This window comes from Microbacterium aurantiacum, assembly GCF_031625015.1.
GTDB lineage: Bacteria > Actinomycetota > Actinomycetes > Actinomycetales > Microbacteriaceae > Microbacterium > Microbacterium aurantiacum.
In genome coordinates, this window is the sequence record NZ_JAHWXH010000001.1 from 1,787,048 (window position 1) to 1,804,478 (window position 17,431).

Annotated in this window: 13 protein-coding genes; 8 read left to right on the forward strand and 5 right to left on the reverse strand. The window is 70.1% G+C overall.

Going from position 1 to position 17,431, the window contains the following annotated elements; all coding sequences use genetic code 11:
* The first annotated feature begins 237 nt into the window (after nt 1–237).
* From KZC50_RS08340 to KZC50_RS08350, 3 genes are all read left to right on the forward strand, one after another.
* On the forward strand, nt 238–1,566 hold the full coding sequence (locus KZC50_RS08340) for an ABC transporter substrate-binding protein (protein WP_310891333.1): 1,329 nt from the start codon (nt 238–240) through the stop codon (nt 1,564–1,566).
* Nucleotides 1,567–1,680: 114 nt separating this feature from the next.
* Nucleotides 1,681–2,676 (forward strand): carbohydrate ABC transporter permease, encoded by a 996-nt coding sequence (locus KZC50_RS08345; RefSeq protein WP_310891334.1) that lies wholly within the window; start codon nt 1,681–1,683, stop codon nt 2,674–2,676.
* Complete coding sequence (locus tag KZC50_RS08350; protein ID WP_310891335.1) at nt 2,673–3,623, forward strand: carbohydrate ABC transporter permease; 951 nt, start codon at nt 2,673–2,675, stop codon at nt 3,621–3,623. The genes KZC50_RS08345 and KZC50_RS08350 overlap by 4 nt, the downstream gene beginning before the upstream one ends.
* A gap of 69 nt (nt 3,624–3,692) precedes the next feature.
* Here KZC50_RS08350 and KZC50_RS08355 read toward each other — a convergent pair whose 3' ends face one another.
* A complete protein-coding gene (locus KZC50_RS08355) occupies nt 3,693–5,939 on the reverse strand; it encodes an alpha-galactosidase (protein WP_310891336.1) in 2,247 nt (748 codons plus the stop codon).
* Nucleotides 5,940–5,998: 59 nt separating this feature from the next.
* Between KZC50_RS08355 and KZC50_RS08360 the strand changes: the two genes are divergently transcribed.
* A complete protein-coding gene (locus KZC50_RS08360) occupies nt 5,999–8,467 on the forward strand; it encodes an HAD-IC family P-type ATPase (protein WP_310891337.1) in 2,469 nt (822 codons plus the stop codon).
* On the opposite strand, the gene KZC50_RS08365 is transcribed toward KZC50_RS08360, so the two are convergent.
* From KZC50_RS08365 to KZC50_RS08375, 3 genes are read right to left on the reverse strand one after another with little or no spacing between them, the layout of a single operon-like run.
* A complete protein-coding gene (locus KZC50_RS08365) occupies nt 8,435–8,845 on the reverse strand; it encodes a hypothetical protein (protein WP_310891338.1) in 411 nt (136 codons plus the stop codon). The two genes, KZC50_RS08360 and KZC50_RS08365, sit on opposite strands and share 33 nt — an antisense overlap.
* Nucleotides 8,846–8,894: 49 nt before the next feature.
* Nucleotides 8,895–9,587 (reverse strand): DUF305 domain-containing protein, encoded by a 693-nt coding sequence (locus tag KZC50_RS08370; protein ID WP_310891339.1) that lies wholly within the window; start codon nt 9,585–9,587, stop codon nt 8,895–8,897.
* A gap of 7 nt (nt 9,588–9,594) precedes the next feature.
* Nucleotides 9,595–10,311: a thioredoxin-like domain-containing protein gene (locus tag KZC50_RS08375; protein WP_301133348.1), complete on the reverse strand. Its 717-nt coding sequence runs from the start codon at nt 10,309–10,311 to the stop codon at nt 9,595–9,597.
* A gap of 275 nt (nt 10,312–10,586) precedes the next feature.
* Between KZC50_RS08375 and KZC50_RS08380 the strand changes: the two genes are divergently transcribed.
* The 3 genes from KZC50_RS08380 to KZC50_RS08390 are packed head-to-tail and all read left to right on the forward strand — an operon-like array spanning nt 10,587 to nt 14,632.
* Nucleotides 10,587–11,948, forward strand: a complete 1,362-nt coding sequence (locus KZC50_RS08380) for a multidrug effflux MFS transporter (RefSeq protein WP_375294575.1) — start codon at nt 10,587–10,589, stop codon at nt 11,946–11,948.
* A 19-nt stretch (nt 11,949–11,967) separates the two neighbouring features.
* Nucleotides 11,968–12,693 carry a phosphatase PAP2 family protein gene (locus tag KZC50_RS08385; protein WP_310891340.1) on the forward strand — a complete coding sequence of 242 codons (726 nt, stop codon included), beginning with the start codon at nt 11,968–11,970 and terminating at the stop codon, nt 12,691–12,693.
* A gap of 10 nt (nt 12,694–12,703) precedes the next feature.
* Nucleotides 12,704–14,632 (forward strand): helicase HerA-like domain-containing protein, encoded by a 1,929-nt coding sequence (locus tag KZC50_RS08390; RefSeq protein WP_310891341.1) that lies wholly within the window; start codon nt 12,704–12,706, stop codon nt 14,630–14,632.
* Nucleotides 14,633–14,648: 16 nt separating this feature from the next.
* On the opposite strand, the gene KZC50_RS08395 is transcribed toward KZC50_RS08390, so the two are convergent.
* Nucleotides 14,649–14,945: a helix-turn-helix domain-containing protein gene (locus tag KZC50_RS08395; protein WP_310891342.1), complete on the reverse strand. Its 297-nt coding sequence runs from the start codon at nt 14,943–14,945 to the stop codon at nt 14,649–14,651.
* A 156-nt stretch (nt 14,946–15,101) separates the two neighbouring features.
* Between KZC50_RS08395 and KZC50_RS08400 the strand changes: the two genes are divergently transcribed.
* On the forward strand, nt 15,102–17,429 hold the full coding sequence (locus KZC50_RS08400) for an FdhF/YdeP family oxidoreductase (protein ID WP_310891343.1): 2,328 nt from the start codon (nt 15,102–15,104) through the stop codon (nt 17,427–17,429).
* The last annotated feature ends 2 nt before the right edge of the window (nt 17,430–17,431 follow it).

Sequence of the window (17,431 nt, forward strand, 5' to 3'; positions counted from 1 at the left end):
TCGAGTCCGTCCTTTCCGACGCCACTGTGCGTCCGTTCCGGGACAGCATAGCGAAGGCGGGCGCAAAGTGGGAGCGGTTCCCGACCGATCTCCGTCTGTACAGCCGCGGAATTCCGGGCCTTTACCGTTTCGTGATCCTTCATGGTTGTGCGGGCATCCTTGTTTCGTCTACCGTGTGTGGGAACGGTTCCCGACACGGGGCCGTTGCGCAGAACGTGACTCGAGGAGGAGCATCACATGGGAATGTCACAGCACCGGCGGATCCTGGTGCCGGTCGTCGGCTTGGGGGTCGTCGGCATGGCTCTGGCCGCCTGTTCGGGTGGCGGCGGAGGCGACAACGGGGGCGGCGGCGACAGCCAGACCGTGTCCATCATGGGCGCCTTCACCGATGCCCAGGCCGCCGCTTTCCAGGCCGACCTGGACGCATGGTCGGAGACCAGCGGCATCACCGTCACCTACGACGGAAACACCGACTTCCAGACCGCGGTGGTCGCCCGTGCGACCGCCGGCAACCCGCCGGACATCGCCATCTACCCGCAGCCGGGCGTGCTGAAGAGCCAGACCAACACCCTCTACCCGCTGGAGGAGCTGGGGCTCGACGTGGAGGCGATCACCGCCGACCAGGCCAACGGCCTCGGTCAGATCGCCCAGGTCGACGGCCAGACCTACGGTCTGCCTTACTCGATCAACGTCAAGTCGCTCGTCTGGTACAACCCGGCGGCCTTCGAGGCGGCGGGACTGGAAGTCCCGACCACCGATGAAGAGCTGACCGCGCTGCAGCAGCAGATCATCGACGAGGGCCTCGGCTACCCGTGGTGCGTGGGCCTCGAATCGGGCGCGGGGACCGGGTGGCCCGCCACGGACTGGCTCGAGGAGTACGTCCTCCGCTACGGCGGCCTCGACGAGTACAACGCCTGGATCGCCGGCGACGTGCTCTTCGACAGCCCGCTGGTCAACGAAGCCGGAGACAAGGTCGCGACCGAGCTGCTCGAGCCCGGCAAGATCAACGGCGGCGGACCCGCCGCGGCGACGACGTCCTTCCAGACCGCCGGCAACCAGCTGTTCGTCGAGGGCGTCGACAACGGTCAGTGCTTCATGATGCGTCAGGGCTCGTTCATCGCGGACTTCTTCCCCGAGGACATCAAGGCGCAGATCGCCGACGGCGACCTGTCGAACATCGACTTCTTCCAGCTGCCGTCGCCCGACGGCACCCCGACGGCGATGCTCGGCGGTGGCGACCTGGTCGGCGCCTTCACCAACAACGAGGCCACCGCCGCGGTGGTCGAGTACATCACCAGTGCCGAGTTCGGGACGAACGGATACGCCAGCCAGGCGATCTTCCTCTCGCCCCACAACGACTTCGACACGTCGTTCTACACCACGGAGTTCCAGGTCAAGGCCCAGGAGCTGCTCGCCGCATCGGAGCTGTTCGGCTTCGACGCGTCGGACCAGATGCCCGGTGAAGTCGGCGCGGGTACCGAGTGGACCGAGCTCACCAGCTGGTTCGCCGGTCAGCAGTCCATGGAGCAGGCGTTCCAGAACATCGACGCCTCCTGGCCCCGGTAATCCGTCGCACCACCTCACCGAGTGATTCAGCGGGGAGCGGTGCCGGCTCTCGTCAACCGGCACCGCTCCCCGCTAGCATCTCCCTCACCCTCACAATGACGTCAGGCGGTATCGATGGCCATTCTCAGTGCTCTACTCTCCGTCGTCCTCGGACTGGCGGTGTCGTTCCTGATCTTCTTCAGCCTCAACTGGCTCGTCGAACGCACGAATGACAAATGGAAGGCGCGGCTCCTGCCGTACGTCTTCCTGTTCCCCGTGATCATCCTCGTCTCGGTGTTCCTGCTCTACCCGGCGATCCGCACCTTCGTGGAGAGCTTCATGGAGCAGAGCCAGCGACGCGGCGAAGGTGCCACGTTCGTCGGACTCGACAACTACATCGACCTGTTCACGAGCTCCAGCTTCATCGGCATCCTGCTGAACAACCTGCTGTGGGTGCTCGTGGTGCCGGCAGGGGCCGTGCTCATCGGTCTGCTGGTGGCGGTGCTCACCGACAAGCTCGGCAAGAAGCGCGAGACCACCTTCAAGGCGATGATCTTCCTGCCGATGGCGATCTCGGGTGTCGCCGCCGCGGTCACATGGCGGTTCATCTACTTCTACGCCCCTCCCGGCAACCCGCAGATCTACCTTCTGAACGCGATCTGGACCTCGGTGACCGGTCAGGACCCGGTGCCGTGGCTCACCCTCGACGCGGGGCGGCTGAACAGCTTCCTCATCATGTTCATCGCGATCTGGTTGCAGGTCGGCTTCGCGATGGTCCTGCTCTCGGCGGCGATCAAGGGCGTGCCGGAGGAGACGATCGAAGCGGGTCGCCTGGACGGTGCGGGGGAGCGGAAGCTCTTCTTCAGCGTCATCGTCCCGCAGATCCGCGGCACGATCCTGGCGGTGTTCGTCACGATCACGATCTTCGTGATGAAGATCTTCGACATCATCTACGCGATGACGGGCGGCCAGTACAACACCAGCGTCCTGGCGGTGGACTTCTACAACCAGCTGTTCAGCTTCCAGAACCCGGGTAAGGCCGCGGCTGTCGTCGTGGTCCTGATGATTGCGGTCGTGCCCCTGATCGTCTACCAAGTCCGCAGCTACAAGTCGCAGGAGGAACTCCGATGAGCGCCGCCATCCCGACCCCGGTCGTCGACGACGACGGCCGTCGCGAGGTCGTCAACGTCGAGAAGGCGTCGCGCAAGCGCGAGCGCACGGGCGACAAGAAGAAGCCGCACGTCCTGATCACGATCATCATGGGCGTCATCGCCCTCGCCTGGCTGTTCCCGCTGGTGGGCCTGGCCGTCACGAGCCTCCGCCCGCGGGCGGAGGTCGAGGCGACGGGCTGGTGGACGGCGCTGCTGAACCCGTTCCAGACGCAGTGGACGTTCGAGCCGTTCGCCCAGGCGTGGGAGTCGCTGAACGTCAGCCAGACGTTCTGGAACTCCGTCGCCGTCACCATCCCCGCCACCGTTCTGCCGATCATGGTCGCGGCGATGGCGGCGTACGGCTTCACCTTCTTCCAGTTCAAGTTCAAGGAGGTGTACTTCGCCATCGTGCTCGGCCTCATGGTCGTGCCGATCCAGCTGGCGATCATCCCGATCCTGCAGCTGTTCGTGTGGTTCGGGAACACCACCGGCATCCAGATCATCGGGCAGTATCCGGCGGCGTGGATCGTGCACTCGACCTTCGCGCTGCCGTTGGCGATCTACATCCTGCGCAACTACATGCAGACCCTCCCGGTCTCGCTGATCGAGGCGGCGCGCGTGGACGGGGCGACGCACTTCCAGATCTTCTGGCGGCTGATCGTGCCGATGTCGGTGCCGGCGCTCGCGTCGTTCGCGATCTTCCAGTTCCTGTGGGTGTGGAACGACTTCCTCGTGGCGTACATCTTCATCCAGTCCGGGCCCAACCAGGTCCTGACCCAGGGGCTGTACACGCTCCTCGGTCAGTACGGCCAGGGCTGGCAGCGCGTGGCGGCGGGTTCGTTCATCACGCTCATCGTCCCGCTGGTGATCTTCTTCGCCCTGCAGCGCTACTTCGTCCGGGGCCTCACCGCGGGCTCGGTGAAGTAACCGGCCTGCACAGAAGAGGAGGGGCCCGGCATCCATGTGGATGCCGGGCCCCTCCTCTTCGCGTCTGCGTCAGTCGACCGCGTCCACGCGGTAGAGGACGACCTGGTCGGGGTGCACGCGTGGCGAGGCGACGCCGACGGTGTGCAGGACCTGGCCGCGGAAGACGGCCCCCGGGAAGGTGACGTCCACGCGCGGCGAGTGGTCCCAGTACTCCTGGGCCGCGTGGGCCGCGGCGTCGCTCGCCTCGCCCCACCACGCCGGGGCGATGAGTCCCGAGGGGAGCGTCCCGAGCAGGACCGGGGTGACCCGGTACCGACGCTTCGGGTCGAGGCCGCGCAGCCGCAGGCGCGCCGGCGGGTCGGGGTGGACGGTGTCGAGCACCGCTGCGGAGAAGATCGCGCGCGAGCGATCGGGCGCCACGACTCCCCGGACGACGATCCGCGGGTCGGGGGTATCCACCCGCACGACGTCGCCGGCGAGGAGCAGTCCTCGGTGCGCGGTGTAGAAGTCGATCCACCCGCGGACGGCGGCGAGATCGGCATCCGTCGCCTCGGCGAGGTTCCACTCGATGCCGAAGTGCCCGAAGACGGCGGTCCCGCCGCGGAAGGCGAGGTCCATGTCGCGACCGGTGGTGTGAGAGCGGGGCGAGGCGATGTGTGCGCCGAGGAACTCCGGCGGGGCCAGCTGCAGCGTCCACTGCAGCATGCCCTGGCGGTCGTGGGGGTCGCTGTTGTCGGACACCCAGATCCGATCGGTGTGCTCGAGGACGCCGAGGTCGACGCGGCCGCCGCCGGACGAGCACGTCTCGATCTCGAGCGACGGATGGGCCCGACGGAGGTCGCCGAGCAGCCGGTAGAACGCTTGGGTCTGTGCGTGCACTGCCGCGTGTCCGCCGCGCGTCCGGTCGCCCGCCTCGATCAGATCGCGGTTGTGATCCCACTTGATGTAATCGATCCGGTACTCGTCGAGGATCGCGAGCATCTGGTCGCGCACGTGCGCGTACGCGCCGGGGATCCCGAGGTTCAGCACGTGCTGGAATCGGGACTCGACCGGCAGGTCGTCCCGGGCGGCCATGATCCACTCCGGATGCCGGCGGGCGAGGTCGCTGTCGAGGTTGACCATCTCGGGCTCGAACCACAGGCCGAACTGCATCCCGAGCGCGTGCACCCGGTCGATGAGCGGGTGGAGACCGTCGGGCCAGACGTCGGCGGAGACGGTCCAGTCGCCGAGCCCCGCCCGGTCGTGCCGCCGGTCGCCGAACCAGCCGTCGTCGAGGACGAAGCGCTCGACGCCGAGGTCGGCGGCCCGCTCGGCGAGGGCGATGAGCTCGTCGGCGTCGTGCCGGAAGTACACCGCCTCCCACACGTTCAGCGTGACCGGTCGGCGGCTGTCCGGGGCGTCCTCGCGCGCCCGCAGGTGCGCGTGGAAGCGGCGCGCGACGGCATCGAGGCCGGCGCCGAAGGCGAAGTACACCCAGGGGGAGCGGTAGGACTCCTCCGCGGCCAGGGTGACCTCCCCGGGGAGCAGTACCTCGCCGCCGCCGAGGACCTTCTCGCCGGAGAAGACCCGCTCGGCGTAGTGGCGGTGGTTGCCGCTCCACGCGGTGTGAACGGCCCAGACGGAGCCGGTGGCGAAATCGAAGCCGGGGGTGCCGGCGTGGAGGAGGAAGGCGCTGTCGGCGGCGGTCCGGCCGCGACGGTTCTCGCGCAGGTGGACCCCGTCGACGAAGGCGGAGCGCTGCGGCATCCGCTCGCCGTTGTGCTGACCCGTGAAGTCGAGGATCTCGCTCGCCTCCGCGGGGATCGGGAGGGCCACGGAGAGGTCGTCGAGGCGGTACGGGGCGTCGTGGCGATTCGCGATCTCCGCGCGGGTGCGGACGAGGCCCTGCGGGGTCAGTTCGATCTCCAGACGGAGGGCGAGGCGTCCGCTGTCGTCGACGGCATCCACCACGACGGTGCCCGCGTCCGCCGTCCGGTCGCCGCCGACCGGTGCGCCGTCGAGAGTGAGCGCGGTCGTGGCGAAGCGGGGAGACCAGCCCGGTCCGTCGAAGGAGCCGGAGACCCCCGGGCGACCCGACCAGCCCGCGTGGTGTTCGGGGAGAACCGCCAGCCGCAGCGGCGTCTCCGGCGTGTTCGACCCGATGACGGGCTCCACGGCGTCGGCGAGGACGGCGAGGTCGTCGCCGTCCAGGTCGACGAGCGCCGGCCCCCAGTGGATCACCGAGGGGAGCGCGCCGTGGCGGGCGTCCAGCACGAGCGAGACGCCGGCGGTGCGGAGGTGGAGCAGGGCGTGGGGGGTGTGCGGCGAAGAGGTCACGACGATCAATTCTCCGGCATCCTCGATTCGGATGCGAGCGCATCGCCATACTGTGATGCATGGATGCCGCTCCCCCCGATGCCGTGGTCCCCGCCCGCGAACGGGCGGAGGTCGATCCCGCCGTGGGGCTCGTGGCCGCGGACGTCGCGGAGCGGATCGCGGACGGACGGACGAACGCCTTCGCCGCCGACACCAGCAGGAGCGTGGCGAACATCGTCCGCGCGAACGTGTTCACGCTGTTCAACGGCATCATCTTCGCGTGCTTCTTCGTGCTGTTCGTGCTCGGACGCTGGCAGGACGCGCTGTTCGGCCTCGCCGCGTTCGCGAACTCGATCATCGGCTGCTGGCAGGAGTTCCGCGCGAAGGCGGCGCTGGACCGGCTGGCGCTGCTGAACGCCCCGCGCGCCCGCGTCCGTCGCGACGGGCAGGACGTCGAGATCGTGCCCGCGGAGGTCGTGCAGGACGACATCCTGATCCTGCGCGCCGGCGACCAGATCCCGGCGGACGCGGTGATCGTCCACGCGCGCGCCCTCCAGGTCGACGAGTCGATGCTGACGGGGGAGTCGGATGCCGTGGACAAGCGCCCGGGCGATGACGCGCTGTCCGGGTCGATCGTCGTGTCGGGTGAGGGCCTTGCCCAGGCGACGCGCGTCGGCGCGGATTCCTACGCCAACACCTTCGCCTCGGAGGCCAAGCGCTTCTCGCTCGTCGCCTCCGAGGTCCGCTCGTCGATCAACCGGGTTCTGAAGTGGATGAGCTGGATCATCGGCCCGGTGGGTCTGCTCGTCGTCAACGCGCAGATGGTCGCCCTCGGCGGTTGGGCATCGGCGTGGGAATCCGGCGAGTGGGTGCAGGCCGTGGTCAACGCGATCGCCGCGATCACCGCGATGATCCCGCTCGGACTCGTGCTCATCTCCTCGATCACGTTCGCCGTCGGTGCGGCGAAGCTCGCCAACCGACAGGTCCTCGTCAACGAGCTCCCGGCGGTCGAGGGTCTCGCACGCGTCGACATGATCTGCCTGGACAAGACCGGCACCATCACCGCGGGCGACATCGCCTTCGACGATGGGCACGTCCTCTCCGCCGTCGACGGGTACGAGGACGCCCTGGCCTGGTACGGCGCCGCGCCCGACGCCAACGCCACCGCGCGGTGCCTCGCCGACGCCTACCCGGTCCGGCGTGGAGTCGCCCCGGACGCGGTCATCCCGTTCTCTTCCGCGCGGAAGTGGAGCGCGGCGTCCGTCGCGGATGGCCCCGTGGGGACGTGGGTGCTCGGAGCCCCCGAGATGGTGTTCGGTGACGAGGCCAGCGATCCCGGGACCGCGCTCGGGCAGAGCGTCGTCTCGCTCGCCTCGACCGGCCGGCGGACGCTCGTGCTCGCCCACTCCGCGCTCCTCCTCGACGACGCCGATGTCGAGGCCGAGCGTCTCGTCGGCGAACTGACCGCGGTGGCGGTGCTCACTTTCCGCGAGCAGGTGCGACCGGATGCCGCGCAGACGCTGTCCTACTTCGCCGCCCAGGGGGTCGGCATCCGGGTGATCTCGGGGGACAACCCGCGGACCGTGGCCGCGATCGCGCGCGAGGTGGGGCTGGAGGTCACGGAGGGGTTCGATGCGCGTCATCTCCCCGAAGACGATGCGGCGCTGTCGGGCGTCCTCGAGACGCACCAGGTCTTCGGACGGGTGACGCCCGAGCAGAAGAAGCGGATGGTCGTGGCCCTCCAGGGCCGCGGACACGTGGTCGCGATGACCGGCGACGGCGTGAACGACGCGCTGGCGATCAAGACCGCCGACATCGGCATCGCGATGAACTCGGGGTCGGCGGCGACGAAGGCGGTGGCGCGACTCGTGCTGCTCGACGGGCGGTTCTCCCACCTCCCCGATGTCGTCGCCGAGGGGCGCCAGGTGATCGCCAACATCGAGCGGGTGTCGATGCTGTTCCTCACCAAGACCGCCTACGCCACGGCCCTCGCTCTGGCGTTCGGGATCATGATGCTGGAGTTCCCGTTCCTGCCACGGCAGCTTTCCATCACGGACGGCCTGACGATCGGCATCCCGGCGTTTTTCCTCGCGCTCCTGCCGAACACGCAGCGCTACGTTCCCGGCTTCCTCAAACGCTCGCTGAGTTTCGCCATCCCCTCGGGACTGATCATCGCCGCCGCCCTCGTGGGCTACACCCTCGGCGCCATGGCCCTCGGCGTCCCCGAACCCGAGCTGCGCACGGGGACGACGATCATCCTCGCCGTCGTCGGAATCTGGGTGCTCACCGTGCTCTCCCGCCCCGTCACGCGGTTCAAGGCGCTCGTGATCGGCGCGATGTTCGTCGCACTGCTGATCATCTTCACCGTGCCGCTGCTGACCGCGTTCTTCCAGCTCGTGGATCCGGGCGAGGAGGCGGCGTGGCTCCTGGTCGCCGTGACGATCGCGGCGATCGGGGGGATCGAAGTGGTCCGCTTCTTCCACCGCCGGTACGTGGAGCGGGTGATCCGCGCGGCGTCAGGCGGCGTCGATCCGCGCGAAGTGGCGTGAGCCCGGCGGCGTCCAGACGAGAAGAAGCGCCGCGACCTGAAGGGCGAGCTGGATCATCGAGGACCAGTCCCACCCGTCGGTCGTGATGATGCTCAGCACGTGCAGGACGATGAGCGCTCCGAAGGAGAGGGTGATCCCGATCCGGGCCAGTCGGCTTCCGCGGGCGAGGCCCGATGCGAGACCCAGTGTGAGCAGGCCGAGGAGGATGATCGCCGCCCCGAGGAGCGACACCCACAGCACCTCGGCGCTCTCGACCTGGTAGCGGCTGAGCATGACCAGGATGCCGAGCCCGACGCCCAGGAACGCGGCGACGTAGACGATCACGACCGCGGCCGTCACGGTCGCGGGGCGCTTTCGCACGGGGGCCTGGGTCGTCACGCCCCCACAGTAGCGGCGGAGAGGTCGCGGGGCGAGGGCGGGCGTCGGGTCAGCCGCAGCCGAGGCGCTGCTGGATCGAGGCCATGGCGTCGAGCTCCGCGCTCTGCCCGCTGCGGATCGTGGCGGCCAGCTGGAGGGCACGCGGGTCGGAGCCGAGCTCGAGGAGCGCGTCGGCCATCGGGAGCGCGCCCTCGTGGTGGCGGATCATGAGGTCGAGGAAGAGGCAGTCAGCCTCCTGCCCTTCTGCGGCGCGGAGCTGCTCCAACTGGGCGCCCGACGCCATCCCCATGAGCTCCATCGCCTCGTTCTGTCCGAGCGGCGCCGACCCTGCGGGGACGCCGTGGTCGTGTCCGGCATCCGACGCCGACATCCACGCCATCATGTCGCCCCCGCCCTGCGGTACGCCCCACTGGACCAGCCAGTCGAACATCTCGCCGCGCTGCGCGGATTGGCCGGTGGCGATGTCGTAGGAGAGGACGCGGACTTCGGGGTCCTCCGTCTTGCGGTAGATCTCCATCGCCATCTCGACGGCCTGGGCGTGATGAACCTGCATGTCGCGCGAGAAGCCGACTTCCGCGGAGGTCTCCCCCGGAGGGAGAGGGCCGCTGTTCCCGAACATCGAGAAGCGGCCGATCGCGAAGGCGAGTCCCGCCACGCCGAGGAGCGCGAGGGCTATGACCCACCAGGGTCGTCGTGTCGCGGTGTCGGCGGGGGTGTCGGCGGTCGAGATGTCGGAGGTCACAGGCGGATCAGGACTGCTTTCCCGGGGCGTCCAGCGCGCCCGAGCACAGGGCGTTCGGCTCGGGGGCGGTCGTGCTGCGCCAGTACGAGGCGAGGAACTCGCCGATGCGCTCGTCGTCGACGCCGTCCACCGCGAGCTGGGCATCCCATGCGCTCAGGACGACGGGGGAGTCCAGGCCCTCGTAGGGGGAGAGGATCGTGTACGTCGAGGGGAGCTGCGCGCGGAGGGCGTCGACGTCCTCGGACGACAGGGCCGCGGGGTCGTAGGTGACCCACACCGCGCCGTGCTCGAGGGAGTGCACCGCGTTCTCGTTCGGCACCGGCTCGGAGTACACGCCGCAGTTCAGCCACACCGCGTTGTGGTCGCCACCCGCGGGCGGGCTCTGCGGGTACTCGACGGTGCCCTCGACATGGTTGGCGGTGTTGGAGAACGTCTCGACGCCCGAGATGGCGCTGCCGTCGCCGTCGCCGCGGGCGAGGGTGGGAGCGGGCGCGGGGGAGAAGACGATCGAGGCCACGATGCCGGCGATGACCGCGACGGCGGCCACCGAGCCGACGGTCCACCAGACGACCTTGCCGCGGCGACGCTTGGCGAGGTCCTTCTGGTACTGCGCGAGCTTCTCCTGGCGCTTCTGCTCGCGCTGCTGCTTGACGGTGAGGTTGATCTCGGCCTGCTTGGCGGGGTTGCCGCTCTTGCGCGGCTCGGACGGGGATGTCGGGGTCATGTGCTGATCTCGGCTCGGCGCCCGGGCGGGCTGGCGGACAGGAAACGCTCCGCACATCCTATTCGAGCGCATGGGCCGCGGGCCTGGGAGGGGCCCGACAGTGGGCTGATGCCCTGTTTCGGGAGGAATCGCGTTTCCGGTATCGTTGGTTCTCGAATCGATTCGATGCGCCGCTCGATGCGTCACGTGCAGCTCCGCATCCGATTCCTTCCCCCTGAGCGCCTGAGCCGGTACGCCGGCGTCGACGCCTCCGCCTCGTCGCCGAAACGATTGCCGTGCCCCACACCCCTTCCGTTCCCACCGCGCCGCAGACCGGCTCGCACCCCACCGCCGCCCACCGGACCGGGGAGGACCGCTCCACCGGCGCCATCCGCACGCTCGGGTCGAACCCCGCCACGGCGCCGATCATGCTGCACCCGGGGGACTCCATCCCCCCGCGCCGCCGAGTGCTGTACATCATCCTGCTCGGTGCGCTGACGGCGCTCGGCCCGTTCACGATCGACCTGTACCTCCCCGCGTTCCCCGTGCTGGAGGCCGACTTCCAGACCACGGCGGCAGCGATCCAGCTGACGCTCACGGGCACGATGCTCGGCTTCGCCCTCGGTCAGCTCATCGTCGGCCCGTTGAGCGACAAGGTCGGGCGACGCGTCCCGCTCCTCGCGGTGACGGCTCTGCACGTCGTCGCGAGCGTCGCGGCGGCGATCGCACCGACGCTCGAGCTGCTGTCGATCACCCGCGTCTTCCAGGGCGCCGGCGCGGCGGCCGGCGGCGTCGTCGCCGCGGCGATCGTGCGCGACCTGTTCGGTGGACGTCGCCTCGTGGTGATGCTGTCGCGCCTGGCGCTCGTCTCGGGAGCCGCGCCGGTCGTCGCGCCGCTGATCGGCTCGGTCCTGCTCCTGGTCATGCCGTGGCGCGGCATCTTCCTCGTCCTGGCGATCTACGGCGCGGTCATGCTCCTCTCCGCGTTCTTCTTCATCCCCGAGACGCTGCCGCCGGCCCGCCGCCACGCGCAGGGCACCACGACCATCTGGCAGCGGTACCGTTCCGTCTTCAGCGACCGCGTCTTCATCGGCGTCCTCATCATCGGGGCGATGGCGTTCAGCGGCCTGTTCTCCTACCTCTCCGCCTCGCCGTTCCTCTTCCAGGGCGAGTACGCCTTCACCCCGCAGCAGTACGGCATCCTGTTCGCCGTCAACTCGGTCGGCCTCGTCGTCGGCGTCCAGATCGCATCGCGCCTGGCCGCCCGGTACGGACCGCAGTGGGTCCTGGCCTGGTCGACCGGGGCCCTCGCGGTCTCGGCGGTCCTCATCATCGTCGGCGACCAGCTCGGGCTCGGCATGTGGGGCACGATCATCCCGCTGTTCCTCTTCATGACCTCGTGCGGGTTCACGTTCCCGTGCGCGCAGGTGCTCGCCCTCGACCGGCACGGCAAGGCCGCGGGCACCGCGCAGTCGATCATCGGCGCGGCGAACTTCGGCGTCGCCGGTGTGGTCTCCCCACTCGTGGGTGCGCTCGCCGTCGGCACCGGGATCACCGCCACGACGATGGCCACGGTCATGGTCGGGTGCGCGGTCATCGGGGTCATCGCGCTCTGGGCGATCGTCCAGCCCCGCCGTGTCGAACAGCTCACTCCCTGATGGAAGGCAGAATGGGCCGATGAGCAACAGCCCGGAGGACAGCGACGTCAACGTCGAAGCGGAACGCGTCGCAGCGCGGGCGCGTGTGAGCTGGATCATCCTCGGGGTGGTGATGATCGCGGCGGCGGTCGGGCTCGGTGCGTGGACCTTCGCGCGCGGGAACACGCCCTTCGCCATCGACCTGTGGTGGAACGACCTCCTCGTCGCCCTCGCCTCTCCGGTCTTCGTCGCGGTGTCCCAGGCGATGGACTTCCTCGGCGGCGGCTGGTTCGGCGTCTTCGTCGTCCCCATCGGCGGCACGGTGGCCCTGTGGTTCTTCGGGCGGCGGTGGGGCGCGGTGTTCTTCCTCGCGGCCTCGATCCTCTCCGCCGGCGCCGTGCAGCTGCTCAAGCAGAGCTTCGGACGCGAGCGTCCCGAGCAGATCCTCGTCGTGGCCGACTTCGGATCGTTCCCCTCCGGGCACGTCGCCAACGCCGCGACGATCGCCGCCGTCGCGCTCGTGCTCTTCCCCCGCCTGTGGGTCATCCTCGTGGGCGCCGCGTGGGTGCTGCTCATGGCGTTCAGCCGTACGGCCGTCCACGCCCACTGGCTGTCGGACACCCTCGCGGGAATCCTCGTCGGTGTCGGTGTCGTGCTGGTCCTCGCGGGTGCGATGGCCCGACCGCTGGCCCGGGAGATCCCGGAGGATGAGCCGGATGCCGATGCGGGCGCCGGATCGGGTGGTGCGACGGAGCGCGCTCGCTAGGCTGAGCGCCATGACCGCGCCCGACCCGTCCGACGCCGCCCTCGCCGAGGCCGAACTCGCGCGGCTCCGGGCCGAGGCGGAGGCCGCGGAGGCGGCGGCGAAGGCGGCTGCGGCGAAGGCCGCCCTGGCGGCCGCCGAGGTCGAGGCCGCACGGGCGCGAGCGGGCGTGGCGTCGGCGGAACAGGTCGCCCCGACGGCGGTGGCGACGCCCGATGCGCCTGCCGCGCCCGATGCGCCCGATGCAGCTGCCGCGCCCGATGTGGCCGGTCCCGTCACCACCGACGAGGCGGGCCCCCTCACGGGCGACGAGGTCGCCGCGATCGTCCGCGGATACGCCTTCGAGGGACCGACGATCGCCGTCGGCGCCCTCGTGAACGGCGATCCCGTGCCCGAGGCGCAGGTGCGCATCCCGCTGGCCATGATGAACCGGCACGGCCTGGTCGCGGGGGCGACCGGCACCGGCAAGACCCGGACGCTGCAGGGCCTGGCCGAGCAGCTCGCCGCCCACGGGGTCCCGGTCTTCGCCGCCGACATCAAGGGCGACCTCTCCGGGGTCGCGACCCCGGGAGAGGCGAGCGAGAAGCTGCTCGCCCGCACGCGGGGCATCGGCCAGGACTGGCAGCCGGCGGCATCCGCCACGGAGTACTTCGCCCTCGGCGGCATCGGGCACGGAATCCCGGTCCGCGCGACCGTGTCAGGGTTCGGGCCGCTCCTTCTGAGCAAGGTCCTGGGGCTCAACGCCACGCAGGAATCCAGCCTCGGGCTCGTCTTCCACTACGCCGACCGCGAAGGGCTCGCGCTCGTCGACCTCTCCGACCTCCGGGCGGTGCTCACCTTCCTCACCGGCGACGAGGGCAAGGGCGAGCTGAAGGCCCTCGGCGGGCTCTCGGCCGCGACGGCGGGGGTCATCCTTCGCCAGCTGATCACCTTCGCCGACCAGGGGGCGGACGTCTTCTTCGGCGAACCCGAGCTGGACGTGCGCGAGTTCCTGCGCACCGCCCCGGACGGCCGCGGCATCATCAGCCTGCTCGAGGTGCCCGGCGTCATCGACAAGCCGGCGCTGTTCTCGACGTTCCTGATGTACCTGCTCGCCGAGCTGTTCGAGGTGCTGCCCGAGGTCGGCGACATCGACAAGCCGAAGCTGGTGTTCTTCTTCGACGAGGCGCACCTGCTCTTCCGCGACGCGTCGAAGGACTTCCTCGCCGCCATCGTCCAGACCGTGCGCCTGATCCGCTCGAAGGGCGTCGGGGTGTTCTTCGTCACGCAGACGCCGAAGGACGTCCCCGCCGACGTCCTGGCGCAGCTCGGTTCGCGCGTGCAGCACGCGCTGCGCGCGTTCACCCCGGACGACGCCAAGGCGCTGCGCGCGACCGTCGGCACCTACCCCACGTCGGGCTACGACCTCGAGCGGGTGCTGCAGGAGCTCGGCACCGGCGAGGCGATCGTCACCGTCATGAACGAGAAGGGTGCGCCGTCGCCGGTCGCCTGGACGAGGCTGCAGGCCCCGCGGGGTCTGATGTCACCGACGCCGGAGGCGCAGATCGTCGCCGCCGTCGCCGCATCCCCGCTCCTGCCCGCCTACGGAACGGCGGTGGACCGCGAGTCGGCGCGGGAGATCCTGGCGGCGAAGATGCAGGCCGCCGACGCCCGCGCCGCGGCGGACGAGGCGGCGCGCGAGCAGGCGAAGACGGATGCGGAGCTCGCCCGCCAGCGCGCCGCGATGGAGAAGGCGGAGGCGGCCGAGCGGAAGAAGGCCGAGGATGCCGAGAAGAAGGCGCAGCGCGAGTACGAGCGTCTGCTGAAGAAGACCGCCGGGACCTCGCGGACACGCCGCACGACCCGGTCGTCCTCACCGCTCGAGGAGATCCTCGGGTCGCCCGCGACGGGGAAGATCCTCGACGGCGTCATCCGCGGGGTCTTCGGCATCGGTCGCCGCTGAGCCCTCGCCGCTCTGGTCAGGCGTTCTCCGCCAGGGGGCGGGGGAGCGCGCGGAGGCGACTCTCGTCCATCGCATCGGCGAGATCGAGGGCGCGGGGGCCGAGGACGAACCCCGACACGTCGTCGGGACGCATCAGGTAGCCGTCGCGGGCGAGGGCGTTGACCACGCGGTACACCGTGGCGCGGGCGGCTCGCACGTGCCGGGCGATCTCCGCCGCGCTGAGACCGCCGTCGCTGCGGGCGACCTGCTCGAGGATGTCCAGCGCCAACCCGAGTCCTCGCTCGGGGAGACGTTCGACGGCTGCTGCGCTCATCGCGTCCTCCAATTGCGCGCCGTCGGGGGCCGGCGCGAACACGCGTGACGTTACCGGTACCGGATTGCCCCGGGCCTTCTCCTGTGTTTCGAATCTGTGACGACGCGTGAGACGCACCGCACGCGACGGCGCGACCCGGGCGGCTAGCCTGGGGCGATGGCGACGAAGGCACCGCGGGAGAACATCGACGAGTCCGAGCTCACCGTCGGCGCTCCGAAGACCGTGGCCGTCGGGGTGCCCGCCGTCGTTCACGCGCTGCAGATCGCGCAGGAGCAGATGGGCGTGGCACGCACCGCCCGGACGCTGCTGCGTGTCAACCAGAAGGACGGCTTCGACTGCCCCGGGTGCGCCTGGCCGGAGGAGGACAAGCGGCACGTCGCCGAGTTCTGCGAGAACGGCGCCAAGGCCGTCGCCGAGGAGGCGACGCTGCGCCGCGTGGGTCCGGACTTCTTCGCCCGGCACAGCATCGCCGACCTCGCCGCGCACGACGACTGGTGGCTCGGGCAGCAGGGGCGCCTCACCCACCCGGTGATCCTCGACGAGGGCGCCTCGCACTATCGTCCGATCACCTGGGACGACGCGCTCCGGGAGATCGCCGGAGCGCTGTCCGCCCTCGACGATCCGGACGAGGCGGTGTTCTACACCTCGGGGCGCACCTCCAACGAGGCGGCGTTCCTCTATCAGCTGCTGGTGCGGGGGCTCGGGACCAACAACCTCCCCGACTGCTCCAACATGTGCCACGAATCCAGCGGCGCGGCCCTGTCAGAGACGATCGGGATCGGCAAGGGCACGGTGTCGATCGAGGACATCCACGCCGCGGATCTGCTCATCGTCGCCGGGCAGAACCCCGGGACGAACCACCCCCGCATGCTCTCGGCGCTCGAGAAGGCGAAGCAGCGCGGGGCGCGGATCATCGCGGTCAACCCGCTGCCGGAGGCCGGGCTCCTCCGCTTCGAGAACCCGCAGACGCCCCGCGGCATCGCCCTCGGCGGCACCGCGCTCGCCGACGACTTCGTCCAGATCCGTCTCGGCGGCGACCAGGCGCTCTTCCAGGGCATCGGCAAGCACCTCCTCGAACGGGCCGAGACGGATGCCGCGATCCTCGACACCGCGTTCATCGAGACCTTCACCAGTGGGTTCGCCGCCTACCGCGACGCGCTCTTGGCGCTCGCCTGGGACGACCTCGTCACCGCGACCGGGCTCAGCGTGGACCGCATCCGCGCGCTCGGCGACGTCGTGGCCGAATCGTCGGCCACGATCGTCTGCTGGGCGATGGGACTGACCCAGCACAAGCACTCCGTGCCCACCCTCCGCGAGGTCGTGAACGTGCTGCTGCTCCGCGGCGACATCGGCCGTCCGGGGGCGGGCGTCTGCCCCGTGCGCGGTCACTCGAACGTCCAGGGCGACCGCACCGTGGGGATCTACGAGAAGCCGTCGACGGCGTTCCTCGATGCTTTGGCGGCGGAGTTCTCCTTCGAGCCACCGCGGGAGCACGGGTTCGACACCGTGCAGGCGATCCGCGCCATGCGCGACGGAGCGGTGCGGGTGTTCTTCGGGATGGGTGGCAACTTCGTGTCGGCGACCCCCGACACCGCGGTCGTGGAAGCGGCCATGGCGCGGGTCGACCTGAGCGTGCAGGTGTCGACCAAGCTCAATCGCTCGCACGTCGTCACCGGTCAGCGGGCGATCATCCTCCCGACCCTCGGACGGACCGACCGCGATCGGCGGGGCGGAGCCGAGCAGCGCGTGACGGTCGAGGATTCGATGGGGGCCGTCCACGCCTCGCGGGGGCGCCTGGCGCCGCCGGAGGATGGACTCCTCAGCGAGGTGGCGATCGTCGCGCGGCTGTGCGCGCTGCTGTTCGACGGCGAGACCGGCCCGCGCGCGGACTGGACCTCGCTCGAGGGCGACTATGCCGGCATCCGCGCGCACATCTCCCGGGTGGTGCCGGGGTTCGAAGACTACGAGCAGCGCATCGCGAAGGGGCGCACGTTCTTCCTGCCCAATCCACCGCGCGACGAGCGCCGCTTCGACACCGTCGACGGGCGGGCGCGGTTCACCGTCAATCCGCTGGAGTACCCGAGGATCCCGGAGGGGCGTCTGCTGCTGCAGACCCTCCGGTCGCACGATCAGTACAACACCACGATCTACGGCAAGGACGATCGTTACCGGGGTATCCACGGGGGCCGTCGCGTCGTCCTCGCCCACATCGACGACATCCGCGAGCAGGGCTTCGCAGACGGCGACCTGGTCGATCTCGTGTCGGAGTGGCAGGGGCCCGCCGGGCTCCAAGAGCGGCGTGCTCCGTCGTTCCGCCTCGTCGCGTACGACACCCCGCGCCGGAACGCCGCGGCCTACTATCCGGAGACGAACGTGCTGGTGCCGCTGGACTCGGTCGCCGACGTCTCGGGCACCCCGACATCGAAGTCGGTCGTGATCCGGCTCGAACCGGCGCGCAGCCCGGCCGCGACCGGCGCCCGCTGAGC

What these genes read in the sequence shown, in the direction of transcription:
- KZC50_RS08385 (WP_310891340.1), top strand. Translation starts at nt 11,968, where the DNA reads ATGAGCAACAGCCCGGAGGACAGCGACGTCAACGTCGAAGCGGAACGC.
- KZC50_RS08350 (WP_310891335.1), top strand. Translation starts at nt 2,673, where the DNA reads ATGAGCGCCGCCATCCCGACCCCGGTCGTCGACGACGACGGCCGTCGC.
- KZC50_RS08390 (WP_310891341.1), top strand. Translation starts at nt 12,704, where the DNA reads ATGACCGCGCCCGACCCGTCCGACGCCGCCCTCGCCGAGGCCGAACTC.
- KZC50_RS08360 (WP_310891337.1), top strand. Translation starts at nt 5,999, where the DNA reads ATGGATGCCGCTCCCCCCGATGCCGTGGTCCCCGCCCGCGAACGGGCG.
- KZC50_RS08395 (WP_310891342.1), bottom strand. Translation starts at nt 14,945, where the DNA reads ATGAGCGCAGCAGCCGTCGAACGTCTCCCCGAGCGAGGACTCGGGTTG.
- KZC50_RS08400 (WP_310891343.1), top strand. Translation starts at nt 15,102, where the DNA reads ATGGCGACGAAGGCACCGCGGGAGAACATCGACGAGTCCGAGCTCACC.
- KZC50_RS08375 (WP_301133348.1), bottom strand. Translation starts at nt 10,311, where the DNA reads ATGACCCCGACATCCCCGTCCGAGCCGCGCAAGAGCGGCAACCCCGCC.
- KZC50_RS08345 (WP_310891334.1), top strand. Translation starts at nt 1,681, where the DNA reads ATGGCCATTCTCAGTGCTCTACTCTCCGTCGTCCTCGGACTGGCGGTG.
- KZC50_RS08340 (WP_310891333.1), top strand. Translation starts at nt 238, where the DNA reads ATGGGAATGTCACAGCACCGGCGGATCCTGGTGCCGGTCGTCGGCTTG.